The sequence below is a fragment of the Klebsiella sp. GFKo11 genome (genome assembly GCF_056490265.1).
This window is the reverse complement of the sequence record NZ_CM151369.1, coordinates 4,138,176-4,155,724: the sequence shown is the minus strand read 5'-3', so window position 1 is coordinate 4,155,724 and position 17,549 is coordinate 4,138,176. Positions and strand designations below refer to the sequence as shown.

Here is a 17,549-nt window from a genome sequence, read left to right as displayed (position 1 = left end):
TTATGTCACTCGATAACTGTTCAGGCGTTAACCATGAAGACTTTTGATTGGCATCGTATGGCACTGGATAAGGTGCCAGTGGAATTTCTTGCCGAGGTGGCGTTACGTAGCCTCTATACCTTCGTGCTGGTATTTATTTTCCTTAAAATCACCGGGCGGCGCGGCGTTCGACAGATGTCGTTGTTTGAAGTACTGATTATTCTGACCCTGGGCTCGGCGGCGGGTGATGTCGCATTCTATGATGATGTCCCCATGCTGCCGGTGCTGGCCGTTTTTATCACCCTGGCGCTCCTGTACCGGCTAGTCATGTGGCTGATGGGGCACAGTGAAAAGCTGGAGGATTTACTCGAAGGTAAGCCGATTGTGGTGGTGGAAAACGGCGAGCTGGCATGGGAAAAGCTCCAGGCGGAAAACATGACCGAATTTGAGTTTTTTATGGAGCTTCGCACCAACGGCGTGGAGCAACTGGGGCAGGTACGGCTGGCTATTCTGGAAACCAACGGACAAATTAGCCTTTATTACTACCCGGATCCGGATGTTAAAGCCGGACTCTCTATTCTACCTTCACGCTTTACTGAGCGTTTTACTACCGTTCCGCAGGATGATGAGTACGCCTGCGTCCGCTGTAGTGCAATCCTTACGCTTCGTGCCGGGGATAAGCAATTATGCCCACGCTGTGCAAATGCAGAATGGTCGAAGGTCAGTCGAGCAAAAAGAGTCACTTGACAGCAATTATGTCGGTTATATGACGTCAAGCTGGCAGATTCTTTTGTGTGAGCAAGGCCGCATTTTGCCACTGTTCAGTTTTAGCCGTTGCGGTACGTGTCACTGAATGATAAAACCGATAGCCACAGGAATAACTTATGCCCGCGACGGTTCGCGGGCAAATAACATAGCAACGTGGTGAGGGTAAATGGCTCAGGTCTATAACTTCAGTTCGGGCCCGGCAATGCTGCCGGCGGAAGTACTCAAACTGGCGCAGCAGGAGCTGTGCGACTGGAACGGTTTGGGGACGTCGGTGATGGAAATCAGCCACCGTGGGAAGGAGTTCATTAAGGTGGCTGAAGAGGCGGAACAGGATTTTCGCTCCCTGCTCAATATTCCTTCCAACTACAAAGTTTTATTCTGTCATGGCGGCGGCCGCGGGCAGTTTGCGGGCATCCCACTGAACCTGCTTGGCGATAAAACCGTTGCCGACTACGTTGATGCTGGTTACTGGGCCGCCAGCGCGGTTAAAGAAGCGCATAAATACTGTAATCCGAACGTAATCGACGCCAAAATCACCGTTGACGGCCTGCGCGCGGTTAAACCAATGAGCGAATGGCAACTGACGCCTGGCGCTGCGTACCTGCACTACTGCCCGAATGAAACCATTGATGGTATTGCCATCGAAGAAGCGCCGAACTTTGCTGACGATGTGATAGTCACGGCGGATTTATCTTCGACTATTTTATCTCGTGAAATCGACGTTAGCCGTTATGGCGTGATCTACGCTGGTGCGCAGAAAAACATCGGTCCGGCCGGTTTGACGCTGATTATTGTTCGCGAAGATCTGCTGGGTAAAGCCAACGTAGCCTGCCCGTCGATTCTTGACTATTCCATCCTGGCTGAGAATGACTCGATGTTCAACACGCCGCCGACATTTGCCTGGTATCTGTCAGGCCTGGTGTTTAAGTGGCTGAAAGAGCAGGGCGGCGTCGCCGTGATGGATAAAATTAACCAGCAAAAAGCCGACTTATTATATGGCGTGATTGATCGCAGTGGTTTCTATCGCAATGACGTTGCTGTGGCGAACCGCTCTCGCATGAACGTGCCGTTCCAACTGGCGGATAGCGCTCTTGACAAGTTGTTCCTTGAAGAGTCTTTTGCAGCCGGTCTGCATGCGTTGAAAGGTCACCGCGTCGTGGGCGGCATGCGAGCCTCCATTTATAATGCGATGCCGTTGGCCGGTGTGAAGGCGCTGACTGACTTTATGCAGGACTTCGAACGCCGTCACGGTTAATCGTTGCCTTGTTTTTCATCCCCGCAGCCAGCCTGCGGGGTTTTTATTCTGTTTGTTTGAGAGTTGAGTTTAATGGAATCCCTGACGTTACAACCCATCGCACGTGTAGATGGCACTATTAACCTGCCCGGGTCCAAAAGTGTCTCCAATCGTGCCTTGCTGCTGGCGGCATTAGCCGATGGCACTACGGTGCTGACCAATTTGCTGGACAGCGACGATGTGCGCCACATGCTGAATGCCCTCAACGCCCTGGGAGTTCATTACACCCTGTCCTCCGATCGTACTCGTTGCGAAGTGACAGGTAACGGGGGCCCACTACAGTCTGACCAGGCGCTGGAACTGTTCCTCGGTAACGCCGGGACCGCAATGCGCCCGCTGGCGGCGGCGTTATGCTTGGGTAGCAATAATATTGTGCTGACCGGTGAGCCGCGAATGAAAGAGCGTCCGATTGGCCACCTGGTTGATGCGCTGCGTCAGGGCGGTGCGCAAATCGATTATCTGGAGCAGGAAAACTATCCGCCTCTGCGTCTGCGCGGTGGTTTCAACGGTGGTCATGTTGAAGTTGACGGCAGCGTTTCCAGCCAGTTCCTCACTGCGCTGTTGATGACCGCGCCGTTGGCTCCGCAGGATACCGTTATTGCTATTAAAGGCGAGTTGGTTTCTAAACCTTACATTGATATCACGCTCAACCTGATGAAGACGTTTGGCGTTGAGGTTGAAAACCAGTCTTATCAGCGTTTTGTGGTACGCGGCAATCAGCAGTATCAATCACCAGGCGACTATCTGGTTGAGGGGGACGCCTCTTCGGCATCCTATTTCCTCGCTGCTGGCGCGATTAAGGGCGGTACGGTGAAAGTGACCGGTATCGGTCGTAACAGCGTGCAGGGCGATATTCGTTTCGCCGATGTGCTGGAGAAAATGGGCGCAACCGTTACCTGGGGGGACGATTTTATTGCCTGTACTCATGGCGAGCTGAACGCCATTGATATGGACATGAATCATATCCCGGATGCTGCGATGACTATCGCCACTGCCGCGTTGTTTGCGAAAGGTACCACCACGCTGCGCAACATTTATAACTGGCGTGTCAAAGAGACCGACCGCCTGTTTGCTATGGCAACAGAGCTGCGTAAAGTGGGCGCTGAAGTTGAAGAGGGTGAGGATTACATCCGCATTACGCCACCTGTGAAGCTGCAGTTTGCAGACATCGGTACCTATAACGACCACCGCATGGCGATGTGTTTTTCGTTAGTGGCGCTTTCCGATACCCCAGTCACGATCCTCGATCCGAAGTGTACGGCGAAAACTTTCCCGGATTACTTTGAGCAACTGGCGCGTATCAGCACACTGGCTTGAATGACGCAAGTCCTATAAAAACGCCGGCCAGGAGGTCGGCGTTTTTTTTACGTGCTTGTCGGCAGATAAACTAAATGCTAGCCTTGAGTGCTTGTAAATATAGGATTTATAAGCAATTAATATGAAAAATCAATGGATGATTGATATGAAAAATACAAAATTAATGCTGGCTTTAGCTGTTTCTGCCACGTTGTTGGCAGGTTGTAAAAATATGCAAGGTGTGGATACCAACGCCCTGGTCAATTCCGGGATGACGGCCTACAAAGCAGCGACCCTCTCTGACGCTGAAGTCAAAACACTTTCCGATGATGCCTGTAAGCAAATGGATGGCGAAAATCAACTGGCGGGCTCTTCAAGCAAGTACACCAAACGCCTGAATAAAATTGCCAAAGCGTTAGGCAATAATATCGATGGCACCCCGGTGAACTACAAAGTTTACGTGACATCAGACGTGAATGCCTGGGCAATGGCTAACGGCTGCGTGCGCGTCTATAGCGGTCTGATGGACATGATGACCGATAATGAAGTCGAGGGCGTACTGGGCCATGAACTGGGTCACGTTGCGCTGGGTCACTCGCGTAAAGCGATGCAAACCGCTTATGCAACTATCGCCGCGCGTGATGCTGTTTCAGCAACTGGTGGAGCGGCTGCGAGTTTGTCTAAATCTCAGTTGGGTGATATCGCCGAGGGAATGATTAACTCAGCCTTCTCTCGTTCTCAGGAATCGGATGCCGATGATTTCTCTTACGATCTGATGAAGAAACGTAAGATCAGCACCCAGGGTCTGGTGGGAAGCTTCGACAAACTGGCCAGCCTTGACGCCGGACATAGTAAATCTTTGTTCGATTCACATCCGCCTTCAGCTGAACGTGCGCAGCATATTCGCGACCGCATCGCCGCTGATAAAAAGTAAAACTTTGCCCCAATTCGGGCTGATGCTCCATCAGCCCGCTATAATTGCGTAATTCTTCTGCATTCCATTTCCTGTTGTCCGTAATTTGCAAGCAACACTCACTTTCCGTCGTATAGATGCGTATAATGCGCGGCGTTTATATATTTATGCGCCTTGCTGAAGGAGAAAAAGATGACGGTAGCTGTTCCGGTAATCACCATTGATGGGCCTGGCGGTGCGGGTAAGGGCACATTGTGCAAGGCAATGGCGGAAACGCTGGGCTGGCATCTGCTGGATTCTGGGGCGATTTATCGTGTTCTGGCTCTGGCGGCATTGCATCACCACGTAGATGTTGAATCTGAAGACGCGCTGGTTCCACTGGCCGCGCATCTGGATGTGCGTTTTGTTTCTACTAACGGTAGCCTGGAAGTGATTCTTGAAGGCGAGGATGTTAGTGCTGAAATTCGCACTCAGGAAGTGGCCAATACGGCATCAAAAGTGGCCGCTTTCCCACGTGTAAGAGAAGCGTTGCTGCGCCGTCAGCGCGCCTTCCGCGATCTCCCCGGCCTGATTGCCGACGGGCGTGATATGGGGACCGTAGTGTTCCCTGATGCGCCGGTGAAAATTTTCCTTGATGCCTCAGCGGAAGAACGTGCTCAGCGCCGCATGCTTCAGTTGCAGGAGAAGGGCTTTAGTGTTAACTTTGATCGCCTTTTATCCGAGATAAAAGAACGCGATGACCGCGATCGTAATCGCACAGTGGCGCCGCTTGTCCCGGCAGCCGATGCTTTAGTTCTTGATTCCACAGAACTAAACATTGAGCAAGTGATTGAAAAAGCGCTACAATATGCGCGCGAAAAACTGGCAGTCGCTTAATTGTTCATCGGTGAAGCGCAATAGCCTCCGAATTTTAGCAGTACCCCCGCAGCAATGGAGTGTTAGCGGGTATGTTAAACAACCCCATCCGGCATGGAGCCAGGTGGACGTTAAATATGAAACCTGAAGATTAAACATGACAGAATCTTTTGCTCAACTATTTGAAGAATCCTTAAAAACAATCGAAACCCGTCCGGGTTCCATCGTTCGTGGTGTTGTTGTTGCTATCGACAAAGATATCGTACTGGTTGACGCCGGTCTGAAATCTGAGTCTGCCATTCCGGCAGAGCAGTTCAAAAACGCCCAGGGCGAGCTGGAAATCCAGGTTGGTGACGAAGTTGACGTTGCTCTGGATGCAGTAGAAGACGGCTTCGGTGAAACCCTGCTGTCCCGTGAAAAAGCTAAACGTCACGAAGCTTGGATCACGCTGGAAAAAGCTTACGAAGAAGCTGAAACTGTAGTCGGTGTTATCAACGGCAAAGTTAAAGGTGGCTTCACTGTTGAGCTGAATGGTATTCGTGCGTTCCTGCCAGGCTCCCTGGTAGACGTTCGTCCGGTGCGCGACACGCTGCACCTGGAAGGCAAAGAGCTTGAATTCAAAGTCATCAAGCTGGACCAGAAACGTAACAACGTTGTTGTTTCTCGTCGTGCCGTTATCGAGTCCGAAAACAGCGCAGAACGCGATCAGCTGCTGGAAAACCTGCAGGAAGGCATGGAAGTCAAAGGTATCGTTAAGAACCTCACTGACTACGGTGCATTCGTTGATCTGGGTGGCGTTGACGGCCTGCTGCACATCACCGATATGGCATGGAAACGCGTTAAGCATCCGAGCGAAATCGTAAACGTTGGCGACGAAATCACTGTTAAAGTGCTGAAGTTCGACCGCGAGCGTACTCGTGTATCTCTGGGCCTGAAACAGCTGGGCGAAGATCCATGGGTAGCTATCGCTAAGCGTTATCCGGAAGGTACCAAACTGACTGGTCGCGTGACCAACCTGACCGACTACGGCTGCTTCGTTGAAATCGAAGAAGGCGTTGAAGGCCTGGTTCACGTTTCCGAAATGGATTGGACCAACAAAAACATCCACCCATCCAAAGTTGTTAACGTTGGTGACGTAGTGGAAGTTATGGTTCTGGATATCGACGAAGAACGTCGTCGTATCTCCCTGGGCCTGAAGCAGTGCAAAAACAACCCATGGCAGCAGTTCGCGGAAACCCACAACAAGGGCGACCGTGTTGAAGGTAAAATCAAGTCTATCACTGACTTCGGTATCTTCATCGGCCTGGACGGCGGCATCGACGGCCTGGTTCACCTGTCTGACATCTCCTGGAACGTTGCAGGCGAAGAAGCAGTACGTGAATACAAAAAAGGCGACGAAATCGCAGCAGTTGTTCTGCAGGTTGACGCAGAACGTGAGCGTATCTCTCTGGGCGTTAAACAGCTCGCAGAAGATCCGTTCAACAACTGGGTTGCACTGAACAAGAAAGGCGCAATCGTAAACGGTAAAGTGACTGCAGTTGACGCTAAAGGCGCAACCGTAGAACTGGCTGACGGCGTTGAAGGTTACCTGCGCGCTTCTGAAGCTTCACGTGACCGCGTTGAAGATGCAACTCTGGTTCTGAGCGTAGGCGACGACGTTGAAGCTAAATTCACTGGCGTTGATCGTAAGAACCGTGCAATCAGCCTGTCTGTTCGTGCTAAAGACGAAGCTGATGAGAAAGATGCTATCGCTACTGTTAACAAACAGGAAGAAGCAGGTTTCTCTAACAACGCAATGGCTGAAGCTTTCAAAGCAGCTAAAGGCGAGTAATCTTAGTCTTTCGGGTTACAACAACCTGAATTATGACGAGTTTACTTGACAGATTGTAGGATTCGTCCTGTAATCAAGCACAAAGGGCGGCTACGGCCGCCCTTGTTTAAGCTGTTAGATAACTTTGCCTTGAAGGAAACCGGAGGAATAATGACCAAGTCAGAATTGATAGAAAGACTTGCCAGCCAGCAATCTCACATTCCTGCGAAAGCAGTAGAAGATGCTGTTAAAGAAATGCTGGAGCATATGGCCTCAACGCTTGCTCAAGGTGAGCGCATTGAAATCCGCGGTTTCGGCAGCTTCTCTTTGCATTATCGAGCACCCCGCACCGGGCGTAATCCAAAAACTGGCGACAAAGTTGAACTGGAAGGTAAGTACGTTCCACACTTTAAACCAGGTAAAGAATTACGCGACCGCGCCAATATTTACGAAGAGTAAGTTTCGCTGAGCGGCGACAACATACTTAAACGTTGAAAAAGCACCTTCGGGTGCTTTTTTTTGTATTTTCTCCATCTCTCCTCACAAAACACAGGTCGTTTTCTGGTAACAGAGTAAATTCACTGGAAAGCACCATGCAACTCATCTACGCCGTGTAAGACATATCTTCTATTTGGCGCGACACTTCTGCCGACAAGGAGGTGTCAATGCGTTTACCACAACTCGCTGGCTGTGTGATTGTCGGTATCTTACCGCTGCTCTGGTTACCCGTTTTGCCCGGACGCTTTGTTGTCTGGGGACTCATTGCCCTTGCATTACTTATTGCGCAATGCCGTCACGGCACTGCGCAATATGTCGCGTTGATAATGTTGTTCCTGGTTTGGGGGATACTCAGTGCCCGACAGGTGTTATGGCCAACCGAAACATTACTAGACAGAAATCGACAGGTTGAAATTGAACTTACCGCAACCGATGGACAGACAGTCCATCAGGGAAAGATCGTTCGTCTGGATGGGCGGCGGCTATTTCCCGCTCCTGGAGTGAGTCTCTACGGCAACTATCTACCTGAAACACCCTGCGCGGGTCAGGTCTGGGCAATGACGCTTCGCGCTCGCCCGGTTCACGGACAACTCAACGATGGCGGATTTGATAGTCAACGCTATGCCTTGTCGCAGCATCGCCCGCTGACTGGACGATTTCTTACCGCCGAAGCCCGGGACAGACGCTGTAGTTTGCGGGCACGCTATCTGGCATCGCTAAACCAAACACTTGATACATTACCATGGCGGTCGGTGATACTAGGATTAGGCATGGGAGAGCGTCTGGCCGTTCCTCGTGAGATTAAGACCTTGATGCAGGAAACCGGCACGTCGCATCTGATGGCGATTTCGGGTTTACATATTGCGCTGGGGGCTTCGCTTGGTTGGTTATTACTGAGAGGGCTGCAGTTCTTTCTCCCATGCCGCTGGCTTGGCTGGCGGGCACCGTTGCTTATTGGCCTGGGATGCGCCATCTTCTACTCCTGGCTGACTGGTATGCAGCCGCCTGCATTGCGTACCTGCGCCGCATTAGCCGTCGGCTGCTGGCTCCGGTTATCCGGTAAACGCTGGTCGCCGTGGCAAATATGGTGTTGCTGCATTGGCGCGATTTTGTTCGCTGACCCGTTAGCTGTTTTATCCGAAAGCCTGTGGTTATCAGCGTTTGCCGTCGCTGCGTTGATATTCTGGTACCAGTTGGCGCCGATTTCACTTCGTGAAAGGCATTGGTTGCTACGTCAGATACTTGCGCTGTGTCATTTGCAGATTGGATTGATGTTCTTACTTATCCCCATCCAAATTGCTCTCTTTCATGGCATCAGTATGACTTCCATCATCGCCAATCTGATTGCTGTGCCCTTGGTTACCTTCGTTGTTGTCCCGCTGATTCTGGTAGCAATGCTGTTGCATCTTTGCGGGCCGATATTTGTAGAGATGGCCTTGTGGCAACTGACGGACCGGATTCTGGCCGCGTTATTCTGGTCATTACGCCAGCTGCCACCCGGTTGGTTGGGCCTGGATGTTCGCTGGCTTGGCGTAAGCATAATACCCTGGCTGGCATTGATAGCCTGGCGCTTTCATGCCTGGCGGACGCTACCTGCGCTTTGTTTAGGGTGTCTTGTGTTATTGAGTCGGCCTTTTGGGCGTAATACCGACGCTAATGAATGGCGAGTGACGATGCTGGATGTGGGGCAGGGGCTGGCTATGGTTATTGAACGTCAGGGAGCGGCGCTTCTCTATGATACCGGGCTGGCGTGGCCAGACGGTGACAGTGGTCAGCAAATTATTATCCCCTGGCTGCGTTGGCATCATTTGCAACCGGAGGGGATCATTCTGAGTCATGAACATCTCGATCATCGCGGCGGATTGAATTCGATACAGAAAGCATGGCCGCAACTATGGGTTCGTAGCCCGTTGGGCTGGGCGGGGCATTTAGCCTGTCAGCGCGGTGAAACCTGGCAATGGAGAGGGCTAACTTTTCGTGCTCTGTGGCCACTGTCGGGAGTGACAAAGCAGGGAAATAATCGTTCCTGCGTAGTGCGAATTGATGACGGCAAGCACAGTATTCTGCTTACGGGTGATATCGAAACCCCTGCGGAAATGGCGATGATCAGCCACTATTGGCAGCATCTTGCGTCTACACTTATCCAGGTTCCGCATCACGGTAGCAATACCTCGTCAGGGACAGCTTTACTTCAGAGCGTGGGAGGCGAAGCGGCGCTTGCCTCAGCTTCACGCTTTAACGCATGGCGTATGCCCTCCAGTAAAGTGATTCAGCGTTATCGGAACTTGGGTTATCAATGGTTCGATACCCCGCACCAGGGGCAAATTACGGTTGTTTTTTCCACAGATAGTTGGCAAATCTATGGCTTACGGGATCAAGTTTTACCTCGTTGGTATCATCAGTGGTTTGGCGGGAAGGCGTAGAACGGGTAGAATATGCGGCTATTTCAACACAAGCTGGTTTATTGAATGCAGAACGATAAAGATCTCTCCACGTGGCAGACCTTCCGCCGACTCTGGCCGATTATAGCGCCGTTTAAACCCGGGCTAATCGTTGCGGCAGTGGCGCTAGTGCTTAACGCGGCTAGTGATACCTTCATGCTATCGCTTCTTAAACCGTTATTGGATGATGGTTTTGGTAAAACGGATCGCTCAGTGCTGATATGGATGCCGCTGGTGGTTATCGGGCTGATGATTCTGCGCGGTGTTACCAGCTACGTTTCGAGCTATTGTATCTCATGGGTCTCAGGCAAAGTCGTTATGACGATGCGCCGCCGTTTATTCAGCCACATGATGGGAATGCCGGTCTCCTTCTTTGACAAACAGTCCACCGGTACGTTGTTATCTCGTATTACCTATGATTCCGAACAGGTCGCATCCTCTTCTTCCAGCGCGCTGATCACTGTCGTGCGTGAAGGAGCATCGATTATCGGCCTGTTTATCATGATGTTCTATTACAGCTGGCAGCTCTCGGTGATTCTTATCGTGCTCGCGCCGATTGTGTCGATCGCTATCCGCGTGGTGTCGAAGCGTTTTCGTAACATCAGTAAGAATATGCAGAACACGATGGGTCAGGTGACGACCAGCGCAGAGCAAATGCTGAAAGGGCATAAAGAAGTGCTGATGTTTGGTGGCCAGAAGGTGGAAACCAAGCGTTTTGATAAGGTCAGTAACAAGATGCGTCTGCAAGGGATGAAAATGGTCTCTGCGTCCTCTATTTCGGATCCGATCATTCAGCTGATAGCCTCTCTGGCGCTGGCTTTTGTGCTTTATGCTGCGAGCTTCCCGAGCGTAATGGAGACGCTGACTGCCGGTACCATCACCGTTGTCTTCTCCTCAATGATTGCTTTAATGCGTCCTTTAAAGTCGCTGACTAACGTCAATGCCCAGTTCCAGCGTGGGATGGCGGCGTGCCAGACGCTTTTCGCTATCCTTGATTCCGAGCAGGAGAAAGACGAAGGCAAGCTGGAGATCGCGCGCGCGAAGGGCAATCTGGAATTTAAAAACGTCACCTTCAGATACCCAGGACGCGAAGTTGCTGCGCTGCGCAATATCGACCTGAACATACCCGAAGGGAAAACCGTGGCGCTGGTTGGGCGTTCAGGCTCAGGTAAATCGACTATCGCCAGCCTTATCACGCGTTTCTACGATGTCGATGAAGGCCAGATATTGCTGGACGGTCATGACCTGCGCGAGTACACGCTGACTTCCCTGCGCGATCAGGTCGCGCTGGTGTCGCAAAACGTCCATCTCTTCAACGATACGGTGGCAAATAACATTGCCTATGCGCGTACCGAAGAGTACAGCCGTGAGCAGATTGAAGAAGCGGCACGCATGGCTTACGCCATGGACTTTATTAACAAAATGGATAATGGCCTCGATACGATTATCGGTGAAAACGGCGTGATGCTCTCCGGCGGACAACGCCAGCGTATTGCTATCGCGCGCGCGCTGCTGCGTAACAGCCCGATTCTGATTCTCGACGAAGCCACATCGGCGCTGGATACTGAATCCGAACGCGCTATCCAGGCTGCGCTGGACGAACTGCAGAAAAACCGCACCTCTCTGGTTATCGCCCACCGCCTGTCGACGATTGAGCAAGCTGACGAGATCGTGGTGGTGGAAGATGGCCAAATCGTTGAACGCGGCAGCCATACCGATCTGCTGGAGCATAAGGGCGTTTACGCTCAACTGCATAAGATGCAATTCGGCGCATGATTGCTCGCATCTGGTCCGGTGAATCGCCTTTATGGTGGTTGTTGCTGCCGCTCTCCTGGCTGTATGGCCTGGTGAGCGGGTTAATACGGCTTAGCTATAAGCTGGGATGGCGCAAAGCCTGGCGAGCGCCGGTCCCGGTCGTGGTGGTGGGAAACCTGACCGCCGGCGGTAATGGTAAAACGCCGGTTGTGATCTGGTTGGTGGAGCAGCTCCAGCAGCGCGGCATTCGCGTTGGCGTTGTTTCTCGCGGCTACGGCGGTAAAGCGGCAAGCTATCCGCTCGTGTTGAATGCTGATACCGGTACTGTTGAAGCAGGCGATGAGCCAGTACTGATTCGCCAGCGTACCGGTGCACCAGTCGCCGTCTCTCCATCTCGTAGCGATGCGGTTCAGGCTTTACTGGCAGCAAACGATCTGCAGATTATCGTCACTGATGATGGTCTACAGCACTACAAGCTGGCGCGTGATAAAGAAATCGTGGTGATAGACGGCGTGCGCCGTTTTGGCAACGGCTGGTGGCTGCCCGCCGGACCGATGCGCGAGCGCGCCTCACGTTTACACAGCGTGGATGCGATTATCGTTAATGGCGGTGTGGCCCGACCGGGAGAGATCCCGATGCAGCTCCGTCCTGGACTGGCGGTGAATCTGCTGACTGGCGAACGTCGAAACGTCGCGGCATTCGACAATGTGGTGGCGATGGCAGGAATCGGTCACCCGCCGCGTTTTTTTGCCACGCTTGAGAGTTGTGGCGTGCAGCCAGTGAAAACTGTGGCCTTAGCCGATCATCAGGCATTGAATCAAAGCGACGTCGCTGCCCTGGCGACGTCACAGCAAACCCTGCTGATGACCGAAAAAGACGCGGTCAAATGCCGGGAGTTTGCACAAGCTAACTGGTGGTATTTACCCGTCGACGCCATAATGGCTGATGAACGCGCACAGCGGCTGCTCACGGACTTAGTTACGCTGGCGCAACGTTAGTTTTGCCATACCGTTGCGCTGGAGCCCTTAATGGAGAACCTGCATGTCGGTATTGTCCCTCTCGCTTAAAGAAGCCCGCCATCTCCATCTTGCCGCGCAGGGGCTGCTGAAAAAGCCCCGCCGTCGCGCGCGACCCGAAGATATTTTGCAGACTATCCAGCAGATGTCTTTACTGCAAATCGACACCATTAACGTTGTCGCCCGTAGCCCATACCTGGTGCTTTTTAGCCGCCTCGGTCACTATCAACAGGGCTGGCTGGATGAGGCGCTACGCACGGGTGAACTGATGGAGTACTGGGCCCATGAGGCCTGCTTTTTACCGCGTAGTGACTTTTCGCTGGTACGTCACCGTATGCTGACGCCGGATAAAATGGGCTGGAAGTATCATAAAGAGTGGATGGACGAACATGCCGAGAGCATTCAGGAATTACTGAATCATATCGCTGAAAACGGCCCGGTCCGCTCGGCAGATTTCGAGCATCCGCGCAAAGGCACCAGCGGCTGGTGGGAGTGGAAACCGCATAAACGTCACCTTGAAGGTTTATTTACCGCAGGCGAAGTTATGGTTGTCGAACGGCGCAATTTTCAGCGGGTTTATGACCTGATGCATCGGGTAATGCCGCACTGGAATGATGAGCGGGATGGGCTTTCGCAAGAGCAGGCAGAAGACATTATGCTGCGCAACAGCGCCCGTAGCCTGGGGATTTTTCGCCCGCAGTGGCTGGCGGATTATTATCGCTTGCGCCAACCCTCGCTACCTGGTTTGCTGGCGAAATGGCAGGAAGAAGGGCTGGTGGTACCGGTGAATGTAGAAGCGCTGGGTGAAATGTGGCTCCATCGCGATGCGCTAGCGCAACTGGAGTCAGCACCTGGCGGTAGGCTGTCTGCCAGCCATAGCGCCGTACTTTCGCCTTTCGATCCGGTCGTATGGGATCGTAAACGGGCCGAACAGCTGTTTAACTTTAGCTATCGGCTGGAGTGCTACACGCCCGCACCGAAGCGCCAGTTCGGCTATTTTGTTTTACCGCTTCTGCACCAGGGAAAGCTGGTGGGGCGGATGGATAGTAAAATGCATCGCAAAACCGAGGTACTGGAAATTTTCTCACTGTGGCTGGAGGATGGCGTCAAGCTGACATCGGGTCTGGAGAAGGGATTAAAACGGGCGATTGATGATTTCGCCCGCTGGCAGGACGCGACGCAGGTGGCCTGCGGGCAGCTGCCGGCGGAGCTCTTTACCGGGCAACGACAGGGTTGGGAAATTGACGCCGCCTGAGCCTGCGTGTGGTATGCTTCTGCGGAATCTATTCGGTCCATCTGGAGGAATCATGGATCATCGTTTACTTGAAATTATCGCCTGTCCGGTTTGTAACGGTAAGCTGTATTACAGCCAGGATAAGCAAGAACTGATCTGCAAACTTGATAGCCTGGCTTTCCCGCTGCGAGACGGCATTCCTGTACTGTTAGAAACTGAAGCCCGTCCGCTTGCCGTAGAAGAGAGCCAGTCATGAACTTCGTGGTTATCATTCCCGCGCGTTTTGCTTCGACTCGCCTGCCGGGAAAACCGCTCCAGGATATCAATGGCAAACCGATGATTGTCCATGTGCTGGAGCGTGCACGTGAGTCCGGAGCCGACCGTATCATCGTTGCTACTGACCATCCGGACGTTGCCCGCGCGGTTGAAGCTGCTGGTGGTGAAGTATGTATGACGTGTGAAGATCATCAATCCGGTACCGAGCGCCTTGCCGAGGTGGTCGAGAAATGCGCCTTTAGTGACGACACTATCATCGTTAACATTCAGGGCGATGAGCCGATGATTCCGCCAGCGATAGTGCGTCAGGTCGCTGAAAATCTGGCGGCCAGCACCAGCGGTATGGCAACCTTAGCGGTACCAATCCATGATTCCGAAGAAGCATTCAATCCGAATGCGGTGAAGGTCGTGATGGACGCTGCGGGCTACGCGCTCTACTTCTCCCGCGCCACCATCCCGTGGGATCGCGATCGTTTTGCTCAATCCCGCGAAACTATCGGCGACTCTCTGCTGCGCCATATCGGTATTTACGGCTATCGCGCCGGTTTTATTCGTCGCTACGTCAGCTGGGCGCCAAGTCCGCTGGAGCAGATTGAAATGCTGGAGCAGCTGCGCGTGCTATGGTACGGCGAAAAAATCCATGTTGCGGTGGCTGAAGTGGTTCCAGGTACGGGCGTTGATACGCCGGAAGATCTGGAACGCGTTCGCGCGGAGTTGCGTTAATCTTTTCATCCCCTCCGTCTGGAGGGGATATATTCAGGCCATTTTTCCATACTTTTTTGCGGCAATTTTGATCTTACCCGATGACAACCCCGTAGCAGACGCTCATTATGAAATCGATAGTATTCATAGGGGTAATCTGAAATGGAACAGTTGCGTACCGAACTGAGCCATCTGCTTGGTGAAAAACTAAGCCGCGTGGAGTGCGTCAGTGAAAAGCCTTCGTCGGCGCTGTGGTCGCTATATGATGCTCAAGGAAACCCAATGCCGCTGCTGGCGCGTAGTTTTACGACGCCGGGTATAGCGCGTCAGCTGGCGTGGAAAATCTCGACTCTGGCGCGTAGTGGAACCGTACGCATGCCGGTTGTCTATGGCGTGATGACGCATGAAGAGCAACCTGGGCCCGATGTCCTGCTGATTGAACGACTGCGTGGCGTTTCGGTTGAAGCGCCCACCCGTACCCCGGAACGCTGGGAACAATTGCAGGAGCAAATCGTTGAAGCGCTACTGGCCTGGCATCGGCAGGATAGCGGTGGTTGCGTAGGGATGGTTGATAGCACTCAGGAAAACCTCTGGCCGCACTGGTATCGCCAACGGATCGAGGTGTTATGGAGCACGCTGAATCTCTATCAGGATACCGGCCTGACCATGCAGGACAAACGTATTTTGTTCCGTACTCGCGAATGCCTTGCAGATCTGTTTAAAGACTTTAATGATAACTGTGTTCTGGTGCACGGTAGCTTTACGCTGCGCAGCATGCTGAAAGATGCGCGTAGCGATCAGCTGCTGGCGATGGTGGGGCCGGGCATGATGCTGTGGGCTCCGCGTGAATTTGAGTTATTTCGTCTGGCCGATGGTGGGCAAGGAGAGCAGCTATTGTGGCACTATCTGCGTCGTGCGCCGGTAGCTGAGGCTTTTCTCTGGCGGCGCTGGTTGTATCTGTTGTGGGATGAAGTGGAAAACCTGGTGAATACCGGGCGCTTTGAGCGCGCCCGTTTCGACCTTGCGGCAAAATCAATTTTGCCCTGGCTCGCCTGAGGATCCTTTTAACCGCTGCCAGATGCGGCCTAACGTTTCGTAGCCAACCCGATCGCTATGCATCAGCCACACGGGGGACGGAATTGCGCGTTCCCACGGATTGAGTGGTGACTCGATCGCCAACTGGTTGGCGGGGGCGGGTAAAGGGTTCAGTCCGGCCTGACGAAAGAAAATCATCGCTCGCGGCAGGTGTGAGGCGGAGGTCACCAGCAGGAATGGGGCATCGCTAATCGCTTCTTTCACCGCCGCAGCCTCTTCTTCAGTATCTTTGGGTTTATCCAGCACGATAATTTCGCTGCGCGGTATGCCCAGACTCTCTGCAACTCTGGCGCTGGTTTCTGCGGAACTCATCGGGTTAGTTTTTGCTCTCCCGCCAGTAAAGATCAATTTTGCACCCGGGTTTGCATACCACAGGCGGATCCCCTCCGCTAACCGCGGCAAGCTATTGCTGATGAGGTTTGAACTGGGAGCCCACTCAGGGTTCCACGTGTAGCCTCCGCCGAGCACAACCACGTACTGCACACGCTCTTCGCCGCGCCACGTCGGGTATTTATCCTCAATAGGTTTGAGCAAACTGTCGGCCACGGGTTGCAGGCTAAGAAGCAACAACAGTAGCCAGCCGAGGCTCACGCAGAGCTTGCCGGTGCGTTGGAAACGGCTAAACCACAGCAACGCTATCCCCAGGGCGATAAGCAATAACAGGAGGGGGAGCGGGAGCATCATGCCGCCTAAAAACTTTTTCAGCGTAAAAAGCATGCCGGATGGTTCCTTTTTAACCATATAACCAAAGATATGCCCGGATCTTATAACAGATCGCTCCATTCTCCGCGCGGGTATGACAAAATAGCGGCTTTGTGTTGGCGTGTGGAGTCATCCGTGAAGGATCGTAATTTCGATGATATTGCTGATAAGCTCTCGCGCAATATCTACGGTACCACCAAGGGCCAGCTGCGGCAGGCGATCCTCTGGCAGGATCTGCAACCGCTGCTCAGCCAGATGGGGCCGGGACCACTGCGGGTTCTTGACGCGGGCGGCGGCGAAGGGCAAACGGCAATCAAAGTGGCGGAAATGGGCCACCATGTCACATTATGCGATCTTTCCGGCGAAATGGTGGCTCGTGCCCGACAGGCTGCTACCGATAAAGGTGTGATCGACAACATGCATTTTGTACAATGCGCAGCTCAGGATATTGAGCAGCATTTGGAAAGTCCTGTCGATCTGATACTGTTTCATGCGGTGCTGGAATGGGTAGCCGAGCCGCAGGCGATGCTGCGTACGCTGTGGTCAATGTTACGTCCCGGCGGCGCGTTGTCGCTCATGTTCTACAATGCTAACGGTCTATTGATGCGCAATATCGTTGTCGGAAATTTAGACTATGTGCAATTAGGTATGCCGAAAAAGAAAAAACGCACGCTATCGCCGGATTACCCGCGCGATCCGCAGCAGGTTTATGGCTGGCTGGAAGAAATTGGCTGGCAGATTACCGGTAAGACCGGAGTGCGAGTGTTTCATGATTATCTGCGTGAAAAACGCCAACAGCACGACAAGTTTGCGGCGCTACTGGAGCTGGAAACGCGCTACTGTCGCCAGGAGCCGTATATCAGCCTGGGTCGTTACATTCATGTCACCGCGCTTAAGCCGCAGATGCAAGGATAA

General features: G+C 52.8%; 16 protein-coding genes. 15 read left to right on the top strand and 1 reads right to left on the bottom strand.

The annotated features are described in order from the left end of the window. The first annotated feature begins 33 nt into the window (after nucleotides 1-33). From AC07P6_RS20220 to AC07P6_RS20155, 14 genes are all read left to right on the top strand, one after another. A complete protein-coding gene (locus tag AC07P6_RS20220) occupies nucleotides 34-726 on the top strand; it encodes a DUF421 domain-containing protein (RefSeq protein WP_182237612.1) in 693 nt (230 codons plus the stop codon). A 187-nt stretch (nucleotides 727-913) separates the two neighbouring features. Further along, entirely contained in the window at nucleotides 914-2,002 is a 1,089-nt protein-coding gene (gene serC / locus AC07P6_RS20215; RefSeq protein ID WP_112214638.1) for a 3-phosphoserine/phosphohydroxythreonine transaminase, read from the top strand. A 72-nt stretch (nucleotides 2,003-2,074) separates the two neighbouring features. Further along, the gene (aroA, locus tag AC07P6_RS20210; protein WP_434659488.1) at nucleotides 2,075-3,358 is read left to right on the top strand and encodes a 3-phosphoshikimate 1-carboxyvinyltransferase; all 1,284 of its coding nucleotides are present in this window, start codon (nucleotides 2,075-2,077) and stop codon (nucleotides 3,356-3,358) included. Between the two features lie 145 nt (nucleotides 3,359-3,503). Continuing rightward, on the top strand, nucleotides 3,504-4,271 hold the full coding sequence (gene loiP, locus AC07P6_RS20205; protein WP_304257646.1) for a metalloprotease LoiP: 768 nt from the start codon (nucleotides 3,504-3,506) through the stop codon (nucleotides 4,269-4,271). A 171-nt stretch (nucleotides 4,272-4,442) separates the two neighbouring features. Continuing rightward, complete coding sequence (gene cmk / locus AC07P6_RS20200) at nucleotides 4,443-5,126, top strand: (d)CMP kinase (protein WP_110275162.1); 684 nt, start codon at nucleotides 4,443-4,445, stop codon at nucleotides 5,124-5,126. Between the two features lie 136 nt (nucleotides 5,127-5,262). Continuing rightward, on the top strand, nucleotides 5,263-6,936 hold the full coding sequence (gene rpsA, locus AC07P6_RS20195) for a 30S ribosomal protein S1 (protein WP_110275160.1): 1,674 nt from the start codon (nucleotides 5,263-5,265) through the stop codon (nucleotides 6,934-6,936). A gap of 150 nt (nucleotides 6,937-7,086) precedes the next feature. Beyond that, nucleotides 7,087-7,374, top strand: a complete 288-nt coding sequence (ihfB, locus tag AC07P6_RS20190; protein ID WP_004100704.1) for an integration host factor subunit beta — start codon at nucleotides 7,087-7,089, stop codon at nucleotides 7,372-7,374. A 206-nt stretch (nucleotides 7,375-7,580) separates the two neighbouring features. Further along, on the top strand, nucleotides 7,581-9,836 hold the full coding sequence (locus AC07P6_RS20185; protein ID WP_478314385.1) for a ComEC family protein: 2,256 nt from the start codon (nucleotides 7,581-7,583) through the stop codon (nucleotides 9,834-9,836). Nucleotides 9,837-9,881: 45 nt separating this feature from the next. Then, nucleotides 9,882-11,630: a lipid A ABC transporter ATP-binding protein/permease MsbA gene (gene msbA, locus AC07P6_RS20180; RefSeq protein ID WP_110275156.1), complete on the top strand. Its 1,749-nt coding sequence runs from the start codon at nucleotides 9,882-9,884 to the stop codon at nucleotides 11,628-11,630. After that, entirely contained in the window at nucleotides 11,627-12,607 is a 981-nt protein-coding gene (gene lpxK, locus AC07P6_RS20175; protein ID WP_304257656.1) for a tetraacyldisaccharide 4'-kinase, read from the top strand. Before msbA ends, lpxK begins: the two co-directional genes overlap by 4 nt. Before the next feature lie 43 nt (nucleotides 12,608-12,650). Next, entirely contained in the window at nucleotides 12,651-13,880 is a 1,230-nt protein-coding gene (locus tag AC07P6_RS20170) for a winged helix-turn-helix domain-containing protein (RefSeq protein WP_478314383.1), read from the top strand. Nucleotides 13,881-13,932: 52 nt separating this feature from the next. After that, nucleotides 13,933-14,115, top strand: a complete 183-nt coding sequence (gene ycaR / locus AC07P6_RS20165) for a protein YcaR (RefSeq protein WP_110275150.1) — start codon at nucleotides 13,933-13,935, stop codon at nucleotides 14,113-14,115. Continuing rightward, the gene (gene kdsB / locus AC07P6_RS20160; protein ID WP_478314381.1) at nucleotides 14,112-14,858 is read left to right on the top strand and encodes a 3-deoxy-manno-octulosonate cytidylyltransferase; all 747 of its coding nucleotides are present in this window, start codon (nucleotides 14,112-14,114) and stop codon (nucleotides 14,856-14,858) included. Before ycaR ends, kdsB begins: the two co-directional genes overlap by 4 nt. 141 nt (nucleotides 14,859-14,999) lie before the next feature. Further along, the gene (locus tag AC07P6_RS20155) at nucleotides 15,000-15,893 is read left to right on the top strand and encodes a YcbJ family phosphotransferase (RefSeq protein ID WP_434659478.1); all 894 of its coding nucleotides are present in this window, start codon (nucleotides 15,000-15,002) and stop codon (nucleotides 15,891-15,893) included. Here the strand turns inward: AC07P6_RS20155 and elyC are convergent. Beyond that, complete coding sequence (gene elyC / locus AC07P6_RS20150; RefSeq protein ID WP_434659476.1) at nucleotides 15,870-16,649, bottom strand: envelope biogenesis factor ElyC; 780 nt, start codon at nucleotides 16,647-16,649, stop codon at nucleotides 15,870-15,872. The two genes, AC07P6_RS20155 and elyC, sit on opposite strands and share 24 nt — an antisense overlap. A gap of 120 nt (nucleotides 16,650-16,769) precedes the next feature. On the opposite strand from elyC, the gene cmoM reads away from it, so the two are divergent. Beyond that, nucleotides 16,770-17,549 carry a tRNA uridine 5-oxyacetic acid(34) methyltransferase CmoM gene (gene cmoM, locus AC07P6_RS20145; RefSeq protein WP_181482820.1) on the top strand — a complete coding sequence of 260 codons (780 nt, stop codon included), beginning with the start codon at nucleotides 16,770-16,772 and terminating at the stop codon, nucleotides 17,547-17,549.